This is a genomic window from Enterobacter sp. BNK-8 (genome assembly GCF_048685095.1).
Lineage (GTDB): Bacteria > Pseudomonadota > Gammaproteobacteria > Enterobacterales > Enterobacteriaceae > Enterobacter > Enterobacter quasiroggenkampii.
Genome location: NZ_JBLQTN010000001.1, coordinates 3,044,973 through 3,063,863 on the forward strand (window position 1 = coordinate 3,044,973; position 18,891 = coordinate 3,063,863).

Below are 18,891 nucleotides of genomic sequence, written 5' to 3' on the forward strand. Positions count from 1 at the left end.
TTATTAACTCTCCCTCGGCACAAACCCTTTAGCCATTTCCTGTGCCCGTTTCAGACACTCCTTGCAGACCGAGGAAGGAAGTTCCGGTAGCGGAAAATCTTCACTCTGCGGCCCCAGCATCTTGTGCTGACCTTTCAGACTCAGAAGCCCTGGCCCGTGAATATGAATCTCTCCCTGCGGCGAAAGCCGTATATATGCGCCACCACAACCAATAGTGATACCCTTTTTCGCCGTAATCTGCAGGTGCCCCTGCGTTGACTGCACGGTAATGTCCTTCAGCGAGGTCAGCGATAAGGTGTCAGCGTGGGATTCAAGGGTCATCGGGCCCTTTCCAGAAACCAGCCGCATTCCCTCCTGCTGTGCCAGCATAGAAATCGCTTTTTCGGCGTTGACCGAATGACGTTGTGCTGTTGCTATATTGACCTCACCCAGGCTCTGCAGGTAAAGACCGTTCCCGCTGTGCATGAGCGTGGTTTCAGGCGTAACGGCTGCTATACCATTCGGGGCAGACATCAGCAGCGCGGGATCTTTAAGCCCCTCAGCTCCGTTAACGAACTCTCTCAGTGAATCGGTATCAGGCGAAAAGTTGTGATGAGTCTGCGTGATGCTTCCCCATTCCGTGACCTGGTTGAGCGCCCCTTTCAGGAGGCTGATTGCTGGTGCCATATCCAGCACCTGGCCCTGCGCCTTCGCCTGACCGTCAGCGCTGATAAACATCCCTTTCTGCGCGCGGATGGCTCCCCAGCTATCAGTCCTGAGTTCAAAGCCCTCACCGCGCTTCTGCTTCTCAGCATCCACTAAATGTCCGAGATTCAGCTGGCTCTTGCCGCCGTACTCCGTGCTGACCTTGATGTGCTCTTTTCCGCGCTCGTCATCGAGGCGGATTTTGTTGTTCGCCGGGGTACGCAGGACGTTGCGTTTGTAGTTGCGGATGGTGACGTGGTCGCCGTGCGCCGAGTCGTGCAGCACGCCGGCAATGTACGGCCGGTCCGGGTTACCGTCCTCAAAGCCAATCGCCACTTCGGTGCCCGCCAGCAGCGGCAGGTGCAGGCCGTAAGTGTCCCCTGCATACGGACGGGACTGGCGCACCCACAGGCTCTCGAACCCGGTTTCCCAGTTATCACGGTCAAACAGCATGCTGACGCGATAGCGACCGTCTTTATCGATATGCCCGTAGGTGTCATTTTCGGTGGTGCTGGTGACGCGGGCCGGTAAGGTGCCAGCCATCACCGGGCGTGAGCCAGGTTCCGGGCGGAAACCAAAATCGGTGCTGTCCGGGATGCCGTCAAAACCAACCGCAAAGTCCTTATCACGGCGGGCATATGTGTGCATCGCCGTGATGACCACGCCCTGCGCAAACACGTCGGCCACTTCATACCCGCCGGTGACTTTCAGTACCTGACCCGGCGAGAGGGTCGGACAGCTGGTGATGCCCTGCGCCCGGGTCTGACCATTCAGGTAGCGTTCGTGACGAAGGCGGGCATAAAACGCCCCGGACTCCGGGGCCGGATTACGGTCATAGGTGCTGCCCGGCGTCAGGTAGTTATCCGCCCAGTGATAGGCATCACCGTATGTGGTGACATCCCCGCGGGTCGCATCCACCAGGGTGTTCATGTCCTGCGTGGCCTGACGGTAGTTGTAGTCCCGGGTGCTGACCTGCTTCTGCACCACGTTGTGATGGCATTCCATTCCCCAGACCGAATCCACGCCTTTTGAATGCTGGCCCGATGGCGGTACCGACGGCAGCGTCAGACCTTTTTCATACCCCTGCTGGCTGTCGTAAAACTCCACCACGTCAATGTTGAGGCGCGTGTCGGTGGTGAAGCGAAACCAGATACCGACCTCACCCAGCAGGCGGATGATAAAGTGCAGGTCGTCCTCACCGTACTGCATCACCTGTTCACGGCGCGGGTATTCTTTTGACAGCGAGAACAGAAAATCCTGACCGCGCATACCGTGGCGCTCGCGCAGGATTTTTTCCACGATTTGCGGAACCGACATGTCCTGGTAAATGGCGTTCTGGTGCGAGCGGTCGAGCAGCGCCAGACGTGGCCGGAGCGTCAGGGCGTAGCGGGTTTCATCTTTTGACGTGCTGAGGCGTTCAAAACCGGTCACCACACCCTGAAGGGTGCGCACCGGTTGCTGCACTTTAATGCCGTAACCCTGGTCTACCGGGGCCTGCAGCGTCAGCGAACCGGGCTTCATCAGCATCGCCTCTCTGGCGATAGCGTGGTCACTGCTGGTGAATTCAATACGGTAGCGGAACGGCGTGCTAAGAGCCTCATCACCTTCGAAAGACAGCACGTCGAGCGCGGACTCACAGCCTTTCACCGCCAGCAGGTGGTGGCTATGGCTGTATCTTAATGGAGGATTATTACTCATGCGTCCACTCCCTGTTTCACATCAAATTCCAGCCCGATCCCCTCTTCCTCACTCCAGCTAAAGCGTAATGACTGTGGTTTCAGTTTTGCGGCCATATGGGTCAACAGTTGCTGACTGAGCACCGGCAGAATTTGCTGATTGAGCAGGCTGTCGACGTTACGCGCACCGGTATCTGGCAGCAGGCAGGCTGAAGTCAGCGCATCATAAAGACTTTCATCAATGTGCGTGCTCAGGCCGTAGTGTCGATGCAGGCGCTTGCTGACCTGTGAGAGTTTCATTTCCACGATGGTACGCATGGCTGCTTCCGAGAGGGGGCGGTAAATCACGGTCTGGAAGCGGGCCAGCAACGCCGGCTGGAAGTGATCGCGCAGTATCGGACGCAGCAGCTCGTGAAAATCGCCTTCGCTGGCCTCCGGCTGTTCGTCAAGCAGCTGCATCAGGTGGTCGCTGCCGAGATTCGAGGTCATCAGAATGACGGTGTTGCGGAAGTCGATTTCACGTCCTTCGCCGTCGCGCATAAAGCCGCGGTCAAAGACCTGATAGAACAGGTTCATCACGTCGCGGTGGGCTTTTTCGACTTCATCGAGCAAAACCACACTATACGGGCGTTTGCGCACGGCTTCGGTCAGGATCCCTCCCTGGCCATAACCGACGTAACCCGGAGGTGAGCCCTTCAGCTGGGAAACCGTATGCGGCTCCTGGTATTCGGAGAGGTTAATCGTAATGAGTGACTTTTCACCGCCGTACATGACATCGGCCAGCGCAAGCGCGGTTTCGGTTTTCCCCACCCCGCTCGGCCCCACCAGCAGAAACACGCCCTGCGGGCCATTCTCGGATGTGAGACCCGTTTTTGCCGCACGCAGACGCTGGGCGATGGCCTCGAGCGCAACATCCTGCCCGACGACACGTTTACCCATTTCATTTTCGAGGGTCAGCAGTTCGGTCTGCTCATCTTTCATCAGCGATGACAGCGGAACGCCTGTCCAGTCAGCAATCACGTTGGCAACGGTGCGTACGTCAACATCCAGAGAGAGCAGCGGATTGCTGTGCTGCATGCCGTTCAGTTCCTGCTGCAGCGTGCGCGTCTCGCTTTGACGGGAGATGTCCTGGCGGCTTTCCAGCAGTTGTTCGGTGAGTTTCAGTTCCTGCCCGTACTGCGTTTCAAGCTCGTCGAGAGCAACGATAAGAGCGTTCTCTTCCTGCTCAATGACGGTCAGGCGTTCACCATGGCTCTGATTGCCGACAGCAATATCTTCCAGCAGCGCCTGCTTCTCCATTTCAAGAGAGGTAATCTGCGAGCGAATGCAGGTCAGCTGTTCCGGTACCGTGTCGAGGCTCATTCGGACGCGCGCTGCGGCGGTGTCGAGCAGATCAACCGCCTTATCCGGCAACTGGCGGCCCGTGAGGTAGCGGCGGGAAAGCGTAACAGCAGCGCGCACCGCATCGTCGGTAATGTGCACGTTATGGTGCTCGGCGTAACGGGATTTCAAACCACGGAGCATCAGGCAGGCGGTGTCATCGTCAGGCTCATCGACTTTTACCATCTGGAAACGACGCTCCAGGGCCGCGTCGCGTTCGAAGTACTGCTTGTACTCGCTCCAGGTTGTGGCCGCAATCGTACGCAGTTCGCCACGCGCCAGCGCCGGTTTTAGCAGGTTCGCTGCATCGGCGCCTCCCGCCTGGTTGCCCGCGCCGATGATGGTATGCGCTTCATCAATAAATAGCAGGACCGGGGACGGGGATTGCTGCACCGCATCGATGACGTTTTTCAGCCGCTGTTCGAACTCGCCTTTCACGCCTGCACCGGCCTGCAGCAGGCCCAGGTCAAGGGTACGCAGAGTGACCGTTTTCAGTGATTCAGGCACATTACCCTCGGCAATACGCAATGCCAGACCTTCAACCAGTGCGGTTTTCCCCACGCCCGGCTCGCCGACCAGAATCGGATTGTTTTTGCGGCGACGAGAGAGGATATCCACCATCTGACGGATTTCTGTGTCACGGCCAAACACCGGATCGATCTTCCCTTCCTTCGCTTTGGCGGTGACATCGAGGGTGAATTTATCCAGCATGTTCTGCAGCGCAGGGCTCAGTTCCCCCTCTTTCATTTCCACACCAGCCGGACGCCCGACAAACTCCACCTCACCACCGTGGTTCTGTGCCAGCTCGGCTTCGCGCTGCATTTCCGGACGCTCATCCGATTGCGCATCCAGCAACGGTCGCAGGCGCTCCAGCTGGCTCTGAGCAAGCGTTAACAACGGCCAAAGGCCGTCACAACGTGCCAGTTTTGGTTTTTCCACCAGGGCCATCAGCAGATGGATGCTGCGAATGTGCTCTTCGCCATTGAGTGAGGCAAGTAGCCAGGCTTGCTGCATCAGAGTCTGGATGTCATCAGAGAGCTGGGGCCGATGGCGCACGGAGCGAGGTTGTCTGTCGAGCCAGCCAAGTAAATCCTGCCAAATGCCATCCATATCCCATTCATAGCGACGCGCCAACACCGTCAGGTCACCTTCCCCTTGCTCCAGCAGCTTCAGCAGCCAGTGCTCCGGCAGAATTTCGGCATGGGCACGGGTCTGACAGAGCGAAGCTGCGCCTTCCATCGCTCGGGCACAGTAAGGGTTCAGACGACGTAACAGGATGGCTGGATTTTCCATGAGATTCTCTCTTTGTCGGTTCCTGGACACGCTACCGCCCCTCGCTGTTCACCAAAGCGCATAAGGTCAGGCAGGCAGATTGTTTTTTCTTTGCTGAGTGCCCGCATCTCAGGCACTCAGCAAAAAACTGCGGACAGGAAAACCTGCCCGCATCAGGATTACGCCGTGGCGCGTTCGTTCCAGGAATCGGAATGAATGATGTTGCCGTCTTTGTAGGTCCAGGTGATTTTTTCGTAACGCAGTTCAACGCGCTCAAGGTGGTTGTGCTTCTCTTTAGAAGGATCCTTGATGTCATACATTTCAGGATTCACTTTCACTACCTTCACGTTTTCCAGTTTGGTGTTGAAGTACTCCACTTCCTGGCCCGCGTCGTTGATTTTGTACCACTTGAATTCAGCGGATTTCAGGGTCTGACCGGTTGTCACCGCCTTGTACAGATACGGGCTGGAGGAATCGATTTCCTTCGTGAACAGGAACGGCGTGTGGATACGGGTGCCGGTCAGCTTGCCGGTGTTGTTGTCGGTTGGGATGTACAGGTTATGCTCCTGTGCAACCACTTCGATGCTGCCTTCACGATCCTGAACGTCAACAGACCCTTTGATGTCCGCGCCGCCGTCGTCCTTCAGCCAAAGATAAACAGGAATTGCCATGGAATTACTCTCCATTGTGTAGTGAAGCGCCATCATCCTGCGATGGCGCCGGGTGTTTGCCGGGTATCTGACAGGCATTCGCCTGCGGTACCAGACTGATTTCGACACGGCGGTTGAGCGCACGCCCTTCCAGGGTGTCGTTGGTTGCGACAGGACGGCTTTCGCCATAGCCCTGCACCGCAAAACAGCTTTCGGGCACGTCGCCCGTGTCCCGCATCCAGTTGCGCACCGCTTCGGCGCGTTTCAGAGACAGCGTCTGGTTCAGCTGCGGATTGCCAGTGTTATCGGTATGCCCAGACACGACAATCAGCCAGCCCGGTTTCGCTTTGATGCCAACCAGTGAATTCACCAGCATCCTGGTGGAACCCGCTTTCAGCACGGACTTGCCGGAATCGAACAGCGACATGCTGTCGAGCCTCACTATTTTCGGTGCTGGTTTTGGGGTTGGCTGCGGTTTAGGAGGCGGCGGCATATACGAGCGGATCGCTTCCAGTAGGGATATCCGTAGACGTTCCCCTTGATAAAGCCCCAGGCCCAGCCGGACCGGTACGCCGTTACGTGCATAGTCATCCAGCAACGCAGAATTCTCACGAAGGGCCGCAACGGCGCTAGCTTTCGGGCCGTAGTCATCCGTGGAGAGACTGTCGTAACGGGCTATATCGAAGCTCACGCGATGCAGCAACTGGCGATTGTTCCAGCCACTGCTGAGCAGCGCGGCGATGGCCGCCAGGGTGAAAAGACCAAGGGCACAGCGCCAGGTGCGGGCGCGGGGAGTAAGTCCACTTCCTTCCGGTAGCAGCGGCAGGATGAAATCCGGTAAGGGTGAGATCACCGTGCTGTCCGTCCCTATCGGTTGCCAGCCGGCTACCTGCTGCATGGCAGTATGACGCGATAACCATGCCGTCCAGGCAGAGGACGCAAGGCTTCCGGCAAGAATCGGTCCCATTCCCCACAGCTGCGCTGCAGGTGCAATGACCGGAATATCAGGATTCTCATCGATGAATACCGCCTGGACATGCTGATGGAACCAGCTCATCAGGCTGTTCATCAGCACCTGCTGCTGCATCACAGGCGCACCGCCAGTGGTGACCCACGCGGCGATCGAACAAGGCGCATTCGACTCACGCCAGACAGTCCACCCTTCACCCGGAATAGCGGCCTGCCAGAGCATGTCATCCGTCATCGCGCTGCCAATCTGACCATTCAGAATGAGTGGCACAGACTGTCCCGTTTCTTTACGCAACTGGCTGATTTGCCAGCGCAGAGCCAGCAGACGACTTGTCAGGGCTTCGCTGTCGACATGTTTCTGCGGGCAGACACTGACCATCACCGACAGCTGACGCCCCCAGTCCGGGCGCTGCCACAGAATCTGACGGGCAACCTGCTCCAGATCCTGATGGTCCTCAACGCGGATCCAGCATCCCTGCGTGACGATCAGTACTGGTGACTGCTGCGGCCAGGTCAGAGGCATATCGCCACAAACCAACACCACAGGTTGACGGTAAGTGGTTTCAGGAAGGTCATCCAGACGCAGGTTGACGTCATGCTCCGCACGAGGTCTGGCGATATACCAGAACGCGACTATGACCCCGATCATCGCCAGCAGAACGAGCACTGAAGCCAGCCGGGATAACGGCAGAAAAGCCAGGCAGACCACAGCACTCAGCAGGGCAGCCCACAGCGCAAGCCCGCGCTGTTGTACAGGACTCATTTTACGACTCCCGGCAACAGGGTCAGCAGCATCTGATCGAGCCAGCGATCCAGTCCCCACCAGAGTGCGGCAAGAACAATCACGCTCAGGCCGATACGCGCGGGCCTTGACGCCAGCCAGCCTCCCGCTCCCCGTCCGCTGCGGCTCTCTGCCAGAACTGGATGGGTCTGCGGGTAGCTGAACGGTGTAACGCGCTCATTGAGGGCGCTGACCAGCTTCTGGCGTTCCGGATCGTTTAGCGCACGAAAATCTCCCAGAAATCCGAGCATCATTACCCGCTGGAAGCAGGTCAGTACGGCATTATCTGGTGCAGGTTCACGCAGCACATCGCGCATCCTGTCACACAAAGTGTCACCCGCGTCCATTGTGCCGAGGAAGTGTCCCTGCAGAGGAATGTCATACCACTGCACACAGGCATCATCCTCTACACCGCGCCCTTTGACTGCCTCATCAAGCAATGCACATTGTGCAGTGAGGATATGCTTACAGCTGGCTTCATCAAGTTCACTCGCTTTCAGTTCACGCTGAACGCGTTCCACATCAGCGATACAGCGTTCCCACAAGACCCGACCTTCTCCTTCCTGAAACTGCGGGCCATAGCGAAGGCTGATGACCTGAAGCCAGGTATCCTGCAGCAGTGCGTCAATATCAACAGACACGACAGCGCCGTGTTTACGTTCACTCATGTTCTCAATACCGCAAAGAGTTCAAGTTCAGGCTCGCCGAGCATGCCCGGGACGTAAAACATACATGTCCCACTCTGGAGCATTTCAGTCGCCAGAGGATGGGAGAGATCGAGACTGAAATACTGATTTTCCAGGCGCAGTGGAATGGCGGCTGGCACATGGCGCAGCGGCGTCAGCGGCACGCCCACGCGGGAAGAGTTGACGATCCCGCGCACATGGTCAGGGCTGCCCACCTTACACTGGCGCGGAAACTGCTCCTGCAGTTGCGCCACCGGAATCGGTGAGCGCACAGAAAGATAGTAATCAGCCCCTTCGCGCAGACGCGGGTCATGCAGGCGAGCCTGCCAGAAGTGCAGCCGTGGGTCATAGTCGAGTGCCAGGGCCACCACGCGTGACGGCAGGCTGGCTTCAAGCAGATCGCCAAGCAAATCAAACAGCGGTGGAAATACCGCATTGAGTTGCTCGTGATGCCAGGCCGGTATGGCGCTCACCTGATGTTCCAGGGAAAAGGTCAGCAGGCTCCCTGCAAGGCGAGAAAGTTCCGGATACAGACGTTCCGGTGGGCTTTGAAGATTACGCTGGAACTGACCCAGCACGGGCTCGGCACTGTTCAGCGCGTTGAGCAGCCAGAACAGTGATACATCTGCCACGGCGAAATCAGCCATGCGCTCATTGCTTTCACGCCGCATTGCCATCAGACGGCACAGTCGCGCACGCAGTTGTGTCAGTAGTTGTTCCAGTTGGGTAACCAGCCAACGGCTCCCCTGGAGGGTCAACAGCGGAGGAAGAAATGTTTCATCCAATAGCCATGTACCCTGCGAGTCTTGCTGCAGGCGGGCGACCGGACAAGTCAGATAATCGCTGTTGTTCTGATGGGCAAAACGCAGCGTCAGTTCAGGCTGCATCACGGCAATCTGACGAGTGTCTTCCCCAAAGGTATTGCGTACATCCCGCCAGCGCTGACGATATCGCACCGGACGCTCGGCCACCTCATCGGGTTTCAGGCAGTTGCCGCCGTTCGCCCGCAGTAGCGGGAGCGCCAGCACCACCGTCAGCTCCTGCGATTCGCTTTCAAGCGACAGTACCGGAGGCAGCGAATCAGCATTGTCTGTATCAATCAGCGTACCGTCCTGAAAACGGACATGCAGATGACGGGCCTGAAGACGTCCAAGCCTGAGAGCTTCCGGCTCGAAGGTAGCATTTATCACCCCCCACGGGCAGGAGAGGCCCAGCCGGGCAATACACTCGGCAGACCAGGCCGCATACGCGACCTGTTGCTGAAAATGCTGGGGAGCGACCATAATGCCCCTACCCCATAACGGTTGTTCCGTTTTCATCGGCTTCCTGCCTGTTATTACGATTTCGCTTTCGGCATCTGGGAAACCAGCGACAGGTTGACGTCCATCCCTTCCACCTGGAAGTGCGGAATCGCATACAATTTCACGCGGAAGAAGCCCGGGTTATCCTCAATATCTTCCACCACCACTTTTGCATCACGCAATGGATGAGATGCCTGAAGTTCGTCGCCCGGATCGGTCATTTCGGTCACCAGACTGCGGACCCAGGTGTTCAGCTCAAGCTCCAGCAGTCGGCGATCCTTGGTGGTACCGATGTTCTCGCGCTGAATCAGCTTCAGGTAGTGGGCAATACGCGACAGCAGGAAGATGTACGGCAGACGTGCGTTGATGCGGCTGTTGGCCGTTGCATCTGCGGTGTCATACAGCGCCGGTTTCTGGGCGGAGTTGGCTGAGAAGAAGCAGGCATAGTCGCGGTTTTTATAGTAGGACAAAGGAATAAAGCCCAGATTCGCGAACTCGAATTCACGCGTTTCAGGGATCATGACCTCAGACGGGATTTTTACCTGATTGCCGGTACCCAGGTCATACAGATGGATAGGCAGATCCTGAACCGCCCCCCCGGCCTGCGGGCCACGGATTTGTACACACCAGCCATTATTGATGAAGCTACGCACCATGTTGGACGCGAAGGCAAACGACGCATTCGTCCACAGATATTTGTCGTGATCCGGACCTTTGACTTCTTCAACATAGTTAAAGCTGCGAACCGGAACGGTATCCGGGCCATACGGTAAACGTCCCAGTACGCGGGGCATCACCAGACCGATGTAGCGAGCGTCGTCCGTATCGCGGAACGATTTCCACTTGATGTACTCCGCGCGGTCAAAATAGTTACCAATATCTTTAATCGCCGCGACGTCTTCCATGGACTCCTTGAGGAAGAATTTCGGGCCTGCCGAGCCGATAAATGGCATATGTGCAGCCGCAGATACTTTAGAGATGTTGCGCAGCAGAGCGACATCCTGCGCTGAAGCATCGAACTCATAAGCGGAAATCAGCGCCGCAATCGGCTCGCCGCCCGGGGTATCGTATTCATCAATGTAGGCGTGTTTATAGAGACCACTCTGGATGATTTCCGGGCTGTCTTCAAAGTCCTGGCGCAGGTCTTCTTTAGACATGCTCAGAAGCTCAATTTTCACGTTCTGGCGAAAATCCGTTTTATCAACCAGCGACTTCACGCCGCGCCACAGGCTCTCAACCGCCTGAAACTCTTCATGGTGCATAACGGCGTCGAGCTGGCGGCTTATCTGGTAATCGAGCTCAGCGATGTGGTGATCGATCAGGCTTTTATCCAGTTTTTCGACCTTCGAGCCTGCCTTGGTCAGGCATTCCAGAAAGACCTGCATACCTGCAGTGAGACGCTCGTCAGCGGTCGCATCCGACATCGCCTGCGCATCTTGCCAGATATCCAGCGCGCTCAGTTCGGAGACTGGGTTCAGATTGATTTTCTCAAACAGTGAAGCGTATACCCCACCCACAGCAGGGCGTTCCAGCACCACGCTTTCCCCGCCAGCAGTATTATTTTGTACAGACATGAGCATTCCTTGATTAATCCGTTAAAACAGCATGATGGTTAAGGTTTTTTTGAAGCCAGTGCGGATAGTTCATTTCGCAACTCAGCACTAAGTGACTGGTCAAGAACGATTTTTTCCAGCTCTTTTCGGAAAGTCTGGTTATCCAGCAGGTTGGCTTTCAGATCGCGGAGCAAGTTGCGCATTGCCAGCATCGCCTTCAGCTGTGGAATTTGGGCAGCCACCTGCTCTGGCGTGAAATCTTTCATGCTCTGGAAAGTCAGCTGAATGTTGTCCTCACCACCATCGTCAGACAGCGTATTTTTAACGGCCAGGTTAACTTTTGGGGAATATTCGGAAAGAACGCTGTCAAAATTATTTTTGGTGATGTTAATCTTTTCGCGCTCAGATATTGTCGCAGATTCCTGCCCATTACTGAAATCACCCGCAACAAGCAATTTCAAGGGTAATTCCATTTTCTTGCTTGCTCCGCCAGTATGCAGGTCAAGCTTCAGGTTAATACGTGCCTTAGGCACCTCATTCTGAAAACTGTCAGCCATCTAATCATCCCTCTTTGTTTTGCTATGCCAACTTCACGGTATCGTTCTTGATGCGCAATAATAGAATAATGATCGGAACAAAATCAAATACACAGATCATTAATCCGATACAAGAATTTTCTTAAGAATTTTCCTCTAAGACATTATCGTAAATAGGACAACCAAATCAGGAAAAGAAACTGCTCTTTTCGCACAAAGCGAATATTTGTATCGCAGAAGGGGTTGTAGCCAGAGAGATGTTTATAAAAACATCATGTTTTGATTTGCATCACAGCATAACGTCAAAAAGCGCGAAAGAACGACAATATCTTATTGCGGCACGATTAAAAGAAGACAGAAATGGATGAAAGCAGATGGCTATTCCATTGATGGTATGAATAACACTTAAGAATTTTCACGAAGAAATTTCTTATTTATTATGCGGAGGAATAAATAAAGGCGTAAATGTTTAATTTGGCGCAAATCAACAATACCGTTTTTTTTCTTTACGCCTTCCCTATGAGCGCTAACGCTTTTGCCTTCCGCTCAGGCAGGAAAGGCGCTTTCATGCGACTGCCTATAAAATCTGTAAAATCAATCACCTTCCGAACTGTCGCTTTTTTAATCAAAAACGAGTAATAGCACATATCGTATAACGGTGCTACATTACGCCGCCCGCCCAAATCAGCAGTGGCCAGGCAACGCCGTAAAGTTCGGTAAAGCCTGCAACCATCACCTTGAAGAACGGTCTTATCGGCACGTCGTATCGCAAACTCTGCGCTACCTTTACAGGCTTCACATAGGTTTCACTATTTTGTCTCAATCCAAATTTCAACGCGCGTTTTTACACCCGCGTTACTGGTTTACATGGTTTGGTCTTGGCATTCTCTGGCTGCTGGTTCAACTTCCGTACCCTGTACTGCGTTTGCTGGGGTCGAAACTGGGCAGCGCTTCCCGCGTCTTCCTGAAACGTCGCGAATCTATCGCACGGAAAAATATTGAGCTTTGCTTTCCGCAGTACAATGCCGAAGAGCGCGAGAAGCTCATCGCTGAAAACTTTAAGTCTATCGGCATGGCGCTGCTTGAAACCGGCATGGCCTGGTTCTGGCCGGATGAGCGTGTCCGTAAGTGGTTTGATGTAGAAGGACTGGATAACCTGCAACGCGCGCAGATGCAAAAACGCGGCGTGATGGTCGTCGGCGTTCACTTTATGTCGCTGGAACTGGGTGGCCGCGTGATGGGCCTGTGCCAGCCAATGATGGCGACCTATCGACCACACAACAGTGCGCTGATGGAGTGGGTCCAGACGCGTGGCCGCATGCGTTCCAATAAGGCGATGATCAGCCGTAACAATCTGCGCGGTATGGTCGGTGCCCTGAAGAAAGGTGAAGCCGTCTGGTTTGCACCCGATCAGGATTATGGACGTAAAGGCAGCAGCTTTGCGCCTTTCTTTGCGGTTAAAGAGGTTGCGACGACTAACGGCACCTTTGTCATTTCTCGTTTGTCAGGCGCCTCAATGCTGACCGTAACGATGGTGAGAAAAGCCGATAAATCAGGCTATCGTCTGCACATCTCTCCTGAAATGGCTAACTATCCGGAAAACGAGTGCGAAGCCGCGGCGTTTATCAATAAAGTCATCGAAACTGAAATCATGCGTGCGCCAGAGCAGTATCTGTGGATGCATCGTCGTTTCAAAACCCGCCCTCTTGGCGAAGCCTCGCTCTATATTTAAGCCTTTCATTAAGGTTAGTTTCGCTAAGAAACTAACCTTTTCAATCACCTGTCATCCCGTTGAGAAATCGTCTTTCATTGCGTCGCCCAAAGTGAATTTATTGCGATGCGAAATCAAACTGTCGCCGTTCCACGACACTCGTAAGTAACGGAAATTATTTAAAAAAATCCCTCTTGTCACCCCTCATTTTTAGGCGTACATTAGCGCCGTCTGGCAACAGGAAAGCACAGAATTCTGAGCTGGAGTGAGCGGCGTAACGGGAAAATTCTCATTTCCGTTTTGACCGGATTTCAGTTCTCTATAATCAGGTGGACTCTGTTTTTAAATGCGTACCACAAGATACGCGGAGCGATGAAACGTGAAATATTTCTTTATGGGCATTTCGGTGATTGTTTTAGTCTGGGCCGGAACCTTTGCCCTGATGATCTAGTGAAGAACATGCAGTCAAAAAAACAGGAGCCATAGGCTCCTGTTTTTTTATGTCATGTCGACGCGGGATGTTCAGCCACGCTCTTCGACGAAAGAAGGCCGTCCGCCCGGAACATACTCTTGATGCCCCTCACCGCCTGACGAATGCGGTCGCTGTTTTCAATCAGGGCAAATCGCACATGGGTGTCACCATAATCACCAAAGCCAATGCCCGGTGATACGCACACCTTCGCATCCTGCAGCAGTTTTTTGGCAAACTCCAGCGATCCCATCGCCGCGTACGGCTCCGGAATTTTTGCCCAGACGTACATAGACGCCTTCGGCATTTCCACCATCCAGCCCGCTTCATGCAAGCCCTTTACCAGCACGTCACGGCGGCGCTTATACTGGGCGGCAATCTCGTGAACACACTGCTGGTCGCCCTCCAGGGCAGCAATAGCCGCGACCTGTAGCGGCGTGAAGGTACCATAGTCGTGGTAACTCTTAATGCGCGCCAGTGCGCTCACCAGCGTTTTGTTACCCACCATAAAACCTATACGCCAGCCTGCCATGTTGTAGCTTTTTGACAGCGTAAAGAACTCGACCGCCACGTCACGCGCGCCCGGAACCTGCATGATTGAAGGCGCTTTCCAGCCGTCATAAACAATGTCAGCGTAGGCTAAATCATGAACCACCAGCACGTCATACCGCTTGGCCAGGGCGACGACTTTCTCGAAGAAATCGAGCTCCACGCACTGGGCGGTTGGGTTTGACGGGAAACCGAGGATCATCATCTTCGGTTTCGGATAACTTTCGCGAATCGCACGCTCAAGTTCGTTAAAGAAATCGACACCTTCCACCAGCGGAACGGAACGGACCTGCGCCCCGGCAATCACCGCGCCGTAGATGTGGATCGGGTAGCTTGGATTAGGCACCAGCACCGTATCGCCATGATCCAGCGTGGCCAACATCAGATGTGCCAGCCCCTCTTTCGAGCCGATGGTGACAATCGCTTCACTTTCCGGATCGATATCAACCTGATAGCGATCCTGATACCAACGCGAGATCGCGCGACGTAATCTGGGAATACCGCGAGAGGTCGAGTAGCCGTGCGTATCCGGACGCTGGGCAACCGTGCAGAGCTTTTCAACGATATGCGGCGGCGTTGGGCCGTCAGGGTTACCCATGCTGAAATCAATAATATCTTCGCCGCGCCGACGCGCAGCCATTTTCAGTTCAGCAGTGATATTGAAAACATAAGGGGGGAGACGATCGATACGCGTAAAACGGCGTTCAGGACTGAATTCAGCCATAGATTCCTCAGATTAACGTTAGCGCCCGGACCGTCCGAGCGACGCTGCCACCGATGTGGCATGCTTAGAAAATAACCTGAAAAAAATCATGCTGTCGAGAGGGAAATGAAAAAAAAGCGATCGCCTGAAAACCGGAACCCGGCAGTGCCAAAAAGCGGAAGCCCCTGTTTCAGGGTTGGCTTTCCGATAGCCGTTATTTAACAGGATGATATCAAAACAGTTACCTGACGATACGCTGGCTATAAAAAATCAGGCCGTGTCCGTGACCGCCGGACAATCCCCTTTAAGAATTATGGTTTTTCCTCATTTGATAAACCTGACGGATAGCTGGTCAATACGCGTCAGGTTTTTTATCATGGTTCTTTCCCGTTTTCCCAGGTCTACTCGTGCACGAAATATTCACTATGCTGCTGGCGGTTTTTGACCGTGCGGCATTAATGCTGATTTGCCTGTTCTTCCTCATCCGCATTCGCCTGTTTCGCGAGCTGTTGCACAAATCCGCCCACTCGCCAAAAGAGCTGCTGGCCGTTACCGCCATCTTTTCGCTGTTCGCCCTGTTCAGCACCTGGTCAGGCGTGCCGGTAGAGGGGTCGCTGGTTAACGTGCGCATTATCGCCGTGATGTCCGGCGGAATATTGTTTGGCCCGTGGGTGGGCGTTATCACCGGCGTGATTGCCGGAACCCATCGCTACCTGATTGATATCGGCGGCGTCACGGCGGTGCCCTGCTTTATTACCAGCATTATCGCCGGGGTGCTCTCCGGCTGGATCAGCCGCAAAATCCCGAAAAAACAGCGCTGGCGCGCCGGTATCGTCGCAGGCATGGTATGCGAAACGCTGACCATGATCCTGGTCGTCGTCTGGGCCCCGACCACCGCGCTGGGGCTGGATATCGTCTCGAAAATCGGGATTCCGATGATCCTGGGCAGCGTCTGCATCGGTTTTATCGTGCTGCTGGTGCAAAGCGTTGAAGGGGAAAAAGAGGCCAGCGCCGCCCGTCAGGCCAAGCTGGCGCTGGATATCGCCAACAAAACGCTACCGCTATTTCGCCACGTTAACGCGGAGTCGTTGCGTCAGGTCTGCGAGATTATCCGCCATGACATCCACGCAGACGCCGTCGCCATCACCAACATTGACCACGTGCTGGCCTACGTTGGCGTCGGGGAACACAACTATCGCGACAACGATGACACCATCAGCCCAACCACCAGACAGGCGATCAACTACGGTAAAATCATCATTAAAAACAATGATGAAGCCCACCGAACGCCGGAAATCCACTCGATGCTGGTGATCCCGCTGTGGGAGAAAGGCGTCGTGACGGGCACCCTGAAAATTTATTACTGTCACGCGCATCAGATCACCTCCTCGCTCCAGGAGATGGCGATTGGCCTGTCGCAGATTATCTCCACCCAGCTGGAAGTCTCCCGTGCAGAACAGTTGCGTGAGATGGCAAATAAGGCAGAGCTGCGCGCGCTGCAGAGCAAAATCAATCCCCATTTCCTGTTTAACGCGCTGAACGCGATCTCCTCGTCCATACGTCTTAATCCGGACACCGCGCGACAGCTGATTTTTAACCTGTCCCGCTATCTGCGCTACAACATCGAGTTGAAAGATGACGAGCAGATCGACATCAAAAAAGAGCTGTATCAGATCAAAGACTACATCGCGATTGAGCAGGCGCGCTTTGGCGACAAACTCACGGTCATTTACGATATTGATGAAGAGGTCAACTGCGTGATCCCGAGCCTGCTTATCCAGCCGCTGGTCGAAAACGCGATTGTTCACGGCATTCAGCCGTGTAAAGGCAAAGGCGTCGTCACCATCAGCGTCACCGAAAGCGGCAACCGCGTGCGTATTGCGGTGCGCGATACCGGACACGGCATTGATCCAAAAGTTATTGAGCGCGTGGAGTCTAACGAAATGCCCGGAAATAAAATCGGCCTGCTGAACGTGCATCACCGGGTCAAGCTGCTTTACGGCGATGGGCTGCACATTCAGCGTCTTGAACCGGGCACCGAAATTGCTTTTTACGTCCCGAACGAGCGCTCTCCCGTTCATTCAACAACATCACTGTTGCCCCAGGTGGAGTAACCCATGAAAGTCATCATCGTAGAAGATGAAATCCTGGCTCAACAGGAGCTAACCTGGCTTATCAACACCCACAGCCAGATGGAGATTGTGGGCACCTTTGATGACGGTCTGGACGTGCTGAAGTTTTTGCAGCATAACCGGGTCGACGCCATCTTCCTGGATATCAACATTCCGTCGCTGGATGGCGTATTGCTAGCGCAAAACATCAATCAGTTTGCCCATAAGCCGTTTATTGTGTTCGTTACCGCATGGAAAGAGCACGCGGTAGAGGCCTTCGAGCTGGAAGCGTTTGACTATATCCTTAAGCCTTACCAGGAGTCGCGGATTGTCAGCATGCTGCAAAAGCTGGAGGCCGCATGGCAGCAGCAGACCGCCCCTGCAAGCGCCAGCCCAACGGTACGGGAAAACGACACCATTAATCTGGTCAAAGATGAGCGCATCATCGTGACGCCGGTCAATGATATCTACTATGCCGAAGCCCATGAAAAGATGACGTTTGTTTATACGCGGCGGGAATCTTACGTGATGGCGATGAACATCACCGAGTTTTGCAGCAAGCTGCCTGCGTCGCACTTTTTCCGCTGCCACCGCTCGTTCTGCGTGAATTTAAACAAGATCCGCGAGATCGAACCGTGGTTTAACAACACCTATATCTTGCGCCTGAAGGATCTGGATTTTCAGGTGCCGGTGAGCCGCAGCAAGGTGAAAGAGTTCCGCCAGCTTATGCACCTGTAACGAAAAAGCCCTCTCCCGCGGGAGAGGGCCAGGCATCAGAGAATCTGACCGAGAACCTGACGCAGGTGGGCACCCGACCCCAGCAGCCCTGGGTTATCATGCACAATCAGATAAACCGGGATGTCCTGCACGTAGCTTCTGAAGCGCCCTTTATCCTCAAACCCGCCGCGGAAGCCGGAGGCTTTAAAGAAGTCGAGGAAGCGCGGCACAATGCCGCCCGCGATATAAACGCCCCCGAAGGTGCCCAGCGTCAGCGCCAGGTTGCCGCCGAAGCGTCCCATAATCACGCAGAACAGCGACAGGGCACGACGGCAGTCAATGCAGCTGTCCGCCAGCGCGCGTTCGGTGACGTCTTTCGGCTGCAGGTTTTCCGGCAGACGACCGTCTGACTTCACAATCGCCCGGTACAGGTTCACCAGCCCCGGCCCTGACAGCACGCGTTCGGCGGAGACGTGGCCGATCTCCGCGCGTAATTCTTCGAGGATAATGCCCTCTTCTTCGCTGTTTGGCGCAAAGTCAACGTGACCGCCTTCACCCGGCAGGCTCACCCAACGCTGAGCAACATGCACCAGATGTGAAACGCCCAGACCGGTACCGGCCCCGTAAACCGCAATCGGCTTACCTTCGACCGGCTCAGCGCCACCGAACTGGATCAGATGCTCAGGCTTCAGCATCGGGATCGCCATGGACACCGCGGTGAAGTCATTGATGATTTCAAGATGCGCAAAGCCGAGGTTTTTTTTCATCTCGGCGATGGAGAATGCCCAGGTATGGTTGGTCATGGCGACCCAGTCGCCGGTTATCGGACAGGCAATGGCGATGCAGCCATCTTCGACGCTTACCTGATGCTCGTCCAGATAGACGCGGACAACGGCCTCAAGACTTGGATAATCCAGCCCGGAATAGGTTTTCGCCCGGGAAATTTCACCGCTACTTACATCGCATAATGCGAGGCGCGCGTTCGTGCCGCCCACATCACCTACCAAAGCATACTTTGTCATTCTTCTACTGCTCCGCTAAAGTCAGAATAAATCTTTGGGACACTGTAAATTCAAGGCGTGATAACAACAACGACCGGAAGGTGAATGCCCATGGATTATCGATCTTCGTCACAGAATAACT

General features: G+C 54.8%; 15 protein-coding genes. 4 read left to right on the plus strand and 11 right to left on the minus strand.

Annotation, left to right across the window (positions count from 1 at the left end):
- Positions 1 to 3: 3 nt before the first annotated feature.
- The 9 genes from ACMGGU_RS14700 to ACMGGU_RS14740 form a co-directional block, all read right to left on the minus strand.
- Entirely contained in the window at positions 4 to 2,382 is a 2,379-nt protein-coding gene (locus ACMGGU_RS14700) for a type VI secretion system Vgr family protein (protein ID WP_395299480.1), read from the minus strand.
- Entirely contained in the window at positions 2,379 to 5,033 is a 2,655-nt protein-coding gene (tssH, locus tag ACMGGU_RS14705; RefSeq protein ID WP_395299481.1) for a type VI secretion system ATPase TssH, read from the minus strand. Before tssH ends, ACMGGU_RS14700 begins: the two co-directional genes overlap by 4 nt.
- Positions 5,034 to 5,191: 158 nt before the next feature.
- Entirely contained in the window at positions 5,192 to 5,683 is a 492-nt protein-coding gene (gene hcp, locus ACMGGU_RS14710) for a type VI secretion system effector Hcp (protein WP_023325816.1), read from the minus strand.
- 4 nt (positions 5,684 to 5,687) lie between these two features.
- Positions 5,688 to 7,394 carry an OmpA family protein gene (locus ACMGGU_RS14715; protein WP_045909382.1) on the minus strand — a complete coding sequence of 569 codons (1,707 nt, stop codon included), beginning with the start codon at positions 7,392 to 7,394 and terminating at the stop codon, positions 5,688 to 5,690.
- Positions 7,391 to 8,080: a type VI secretion system protein TssL, short form gene (gene tssL, locus ACMGGU_RS14720; protein ID WP_420300685.1), complete on the minus strand. Its 690-nt coding sequence runs from the start codon at positions 8,078 to 8,080 to the stop codon at positions 7,391 to 7,393. Before tssL ends, ACMGGU_RS14715 begins: the two co-directional genes overlap by 4 nt.
- Positions 8,077 to 9,417 carry a type VI secretion system baseplate subunit TssK gene (gene tssK, locus ACMGGU_RS14725; protein WP_045909384.1) on the minus strand — a complete coding sequence of 447 codons (1,341 nt, stop codon included), beginning with the start codon at positions 9,415 to 9,417 and terminating at the stop codon, positions 8,077 to 8,079. Before tssK ends, tssL begins: the two co-directional genes overlap by 4 nt.
- 17 nt (positions 9,418 to 9,434) lie before the next feature.
- On the minus strand, positions 9,435 to 10,979 hold the full coding sequence (tssC, locus tag ACMGGU_RS14730; RefSeq protein ID WP_045909385.1) for a type VI secretion system contractile sheath large subunit: 1,545 nt from the start codon (positions 10,977 to 10,979) through the stop codon (positions 9,435 to 9,437).
- Between the two features lie 32 nt (positions 10,980 to 11,011).
- A complete protein-coding gene (gene tssB / locus ACMGGU_RS14735; protein ID WP_045909386.1) occupies positions 11,012 to 11,509 on the minus strand; it encodes a type VI secretion system contractile sheath small subunit in 498 nt (165 codons plus the stop codon).
- A 640-nt stretch (positions 11,510 to 12,149) separates the two neighbouring features.
- Positions 12,150 to 12,287, minus strand: coding sequence for a hypothetical protein (locus tag ACMGGU_RS14740; protein WP_159427010.1), 138 nt, complete (start codon positions 12,285 to 12,287; stop codon positions 12,150 to 12,152).
- A gap of 12 nt (positions 12,288 to 12,299) precedes the next feature.
- Between ACMGGU_RS14740 and lpxP the strand changes: the two genes are divergently transcribed.
- Positions 12,300 to 13,220, plus strand: a complete 921-nt coding sequence (gene lpxP / locus ACMGGU_RS14745; RefSeq protein WP_395300002.1) for a kdo(2)-lipid IV(A) palmitoleoyltransferase — start codon at positions 12,300 to 12,302, stop codon at positions 13,218 to 13,220.
- 358 nt (positions 13,221 to 13,578) lie between these two features.
- Positions 13,579 to 13,650, plus strand: coding sequence for a membrane protein YpdK (gene ypdK / locus ACMGGU_RS14750; protein WP_099458937.1), 72 nt, complete (start codon positions 13,579 to 13,581; stop codon positions 13,648 to 13,650).
- A 52-nt stretch (positions 13,651 to 13,702) separates the two neighbouring features.
- On the opposite strand, the gene alaC is transcribed toward ypdK, so the two are convergent.
- Positions 13,703 to 14,941 (minus strand): alanine transaminase, encoded by a 1,239-nt coding sequence (gene alaC, locus ACMGGU_RS14755; protein WP_045909388.1) that lies wholly within the window; start codon positions 14,939 to 14,941, stop codon positions 13,703 to 13,705.
- Positions 14,942 to 15,327: 386 nt separating this feature from the next.
- Between alaC and ACMGGU_RS14760 the strand changes: the two genes are divergently transcribed.
- Positions 15,328 to 17,034 (plus strand): sensor histidine kinase, encoded by a 1,707-nt coding sequence (locus tag ACMGGU_RS14760; RefSeq protein ID WP_048029636.1) that lies wholly within the window; start codon positions 15,328 to 15,330, stop codon positions 17,032 to 17,034.
- A gap of 3 nt (positions 17,035 to 17,037) precedes the next feature.
- A complete protein-coding gene (locus tag ACMGGU_RS14765; RefSeq protein WP_023294232.1) occupies positions 17,038 to 17,769 on the plus strand; it encodes a LytR/AlgR family response regulator transcription factor in 732 nt (243 codons plus the stop codon).
- A 35-nt stretch (positions 17,770 to 17,804) separates the two neighbouring features.
- Here ACMGGU_RS14765 and glk read toward each other — a convergent pair whose 3' ends face one another.
- Positions 17,805 to 18,770, minus strand: a complete 966-nt coding sequence (gene glk, locus ACMGGU_RS14770; protein ID WP_048029635.1) for a glucokinase — start codon at positions 18,768 to 18,770, stop codon at positions 17,805 to 17,807.
- Between the last annotated feature and the right edge of the window lie 121 nt (positions 18,771 to 18,891).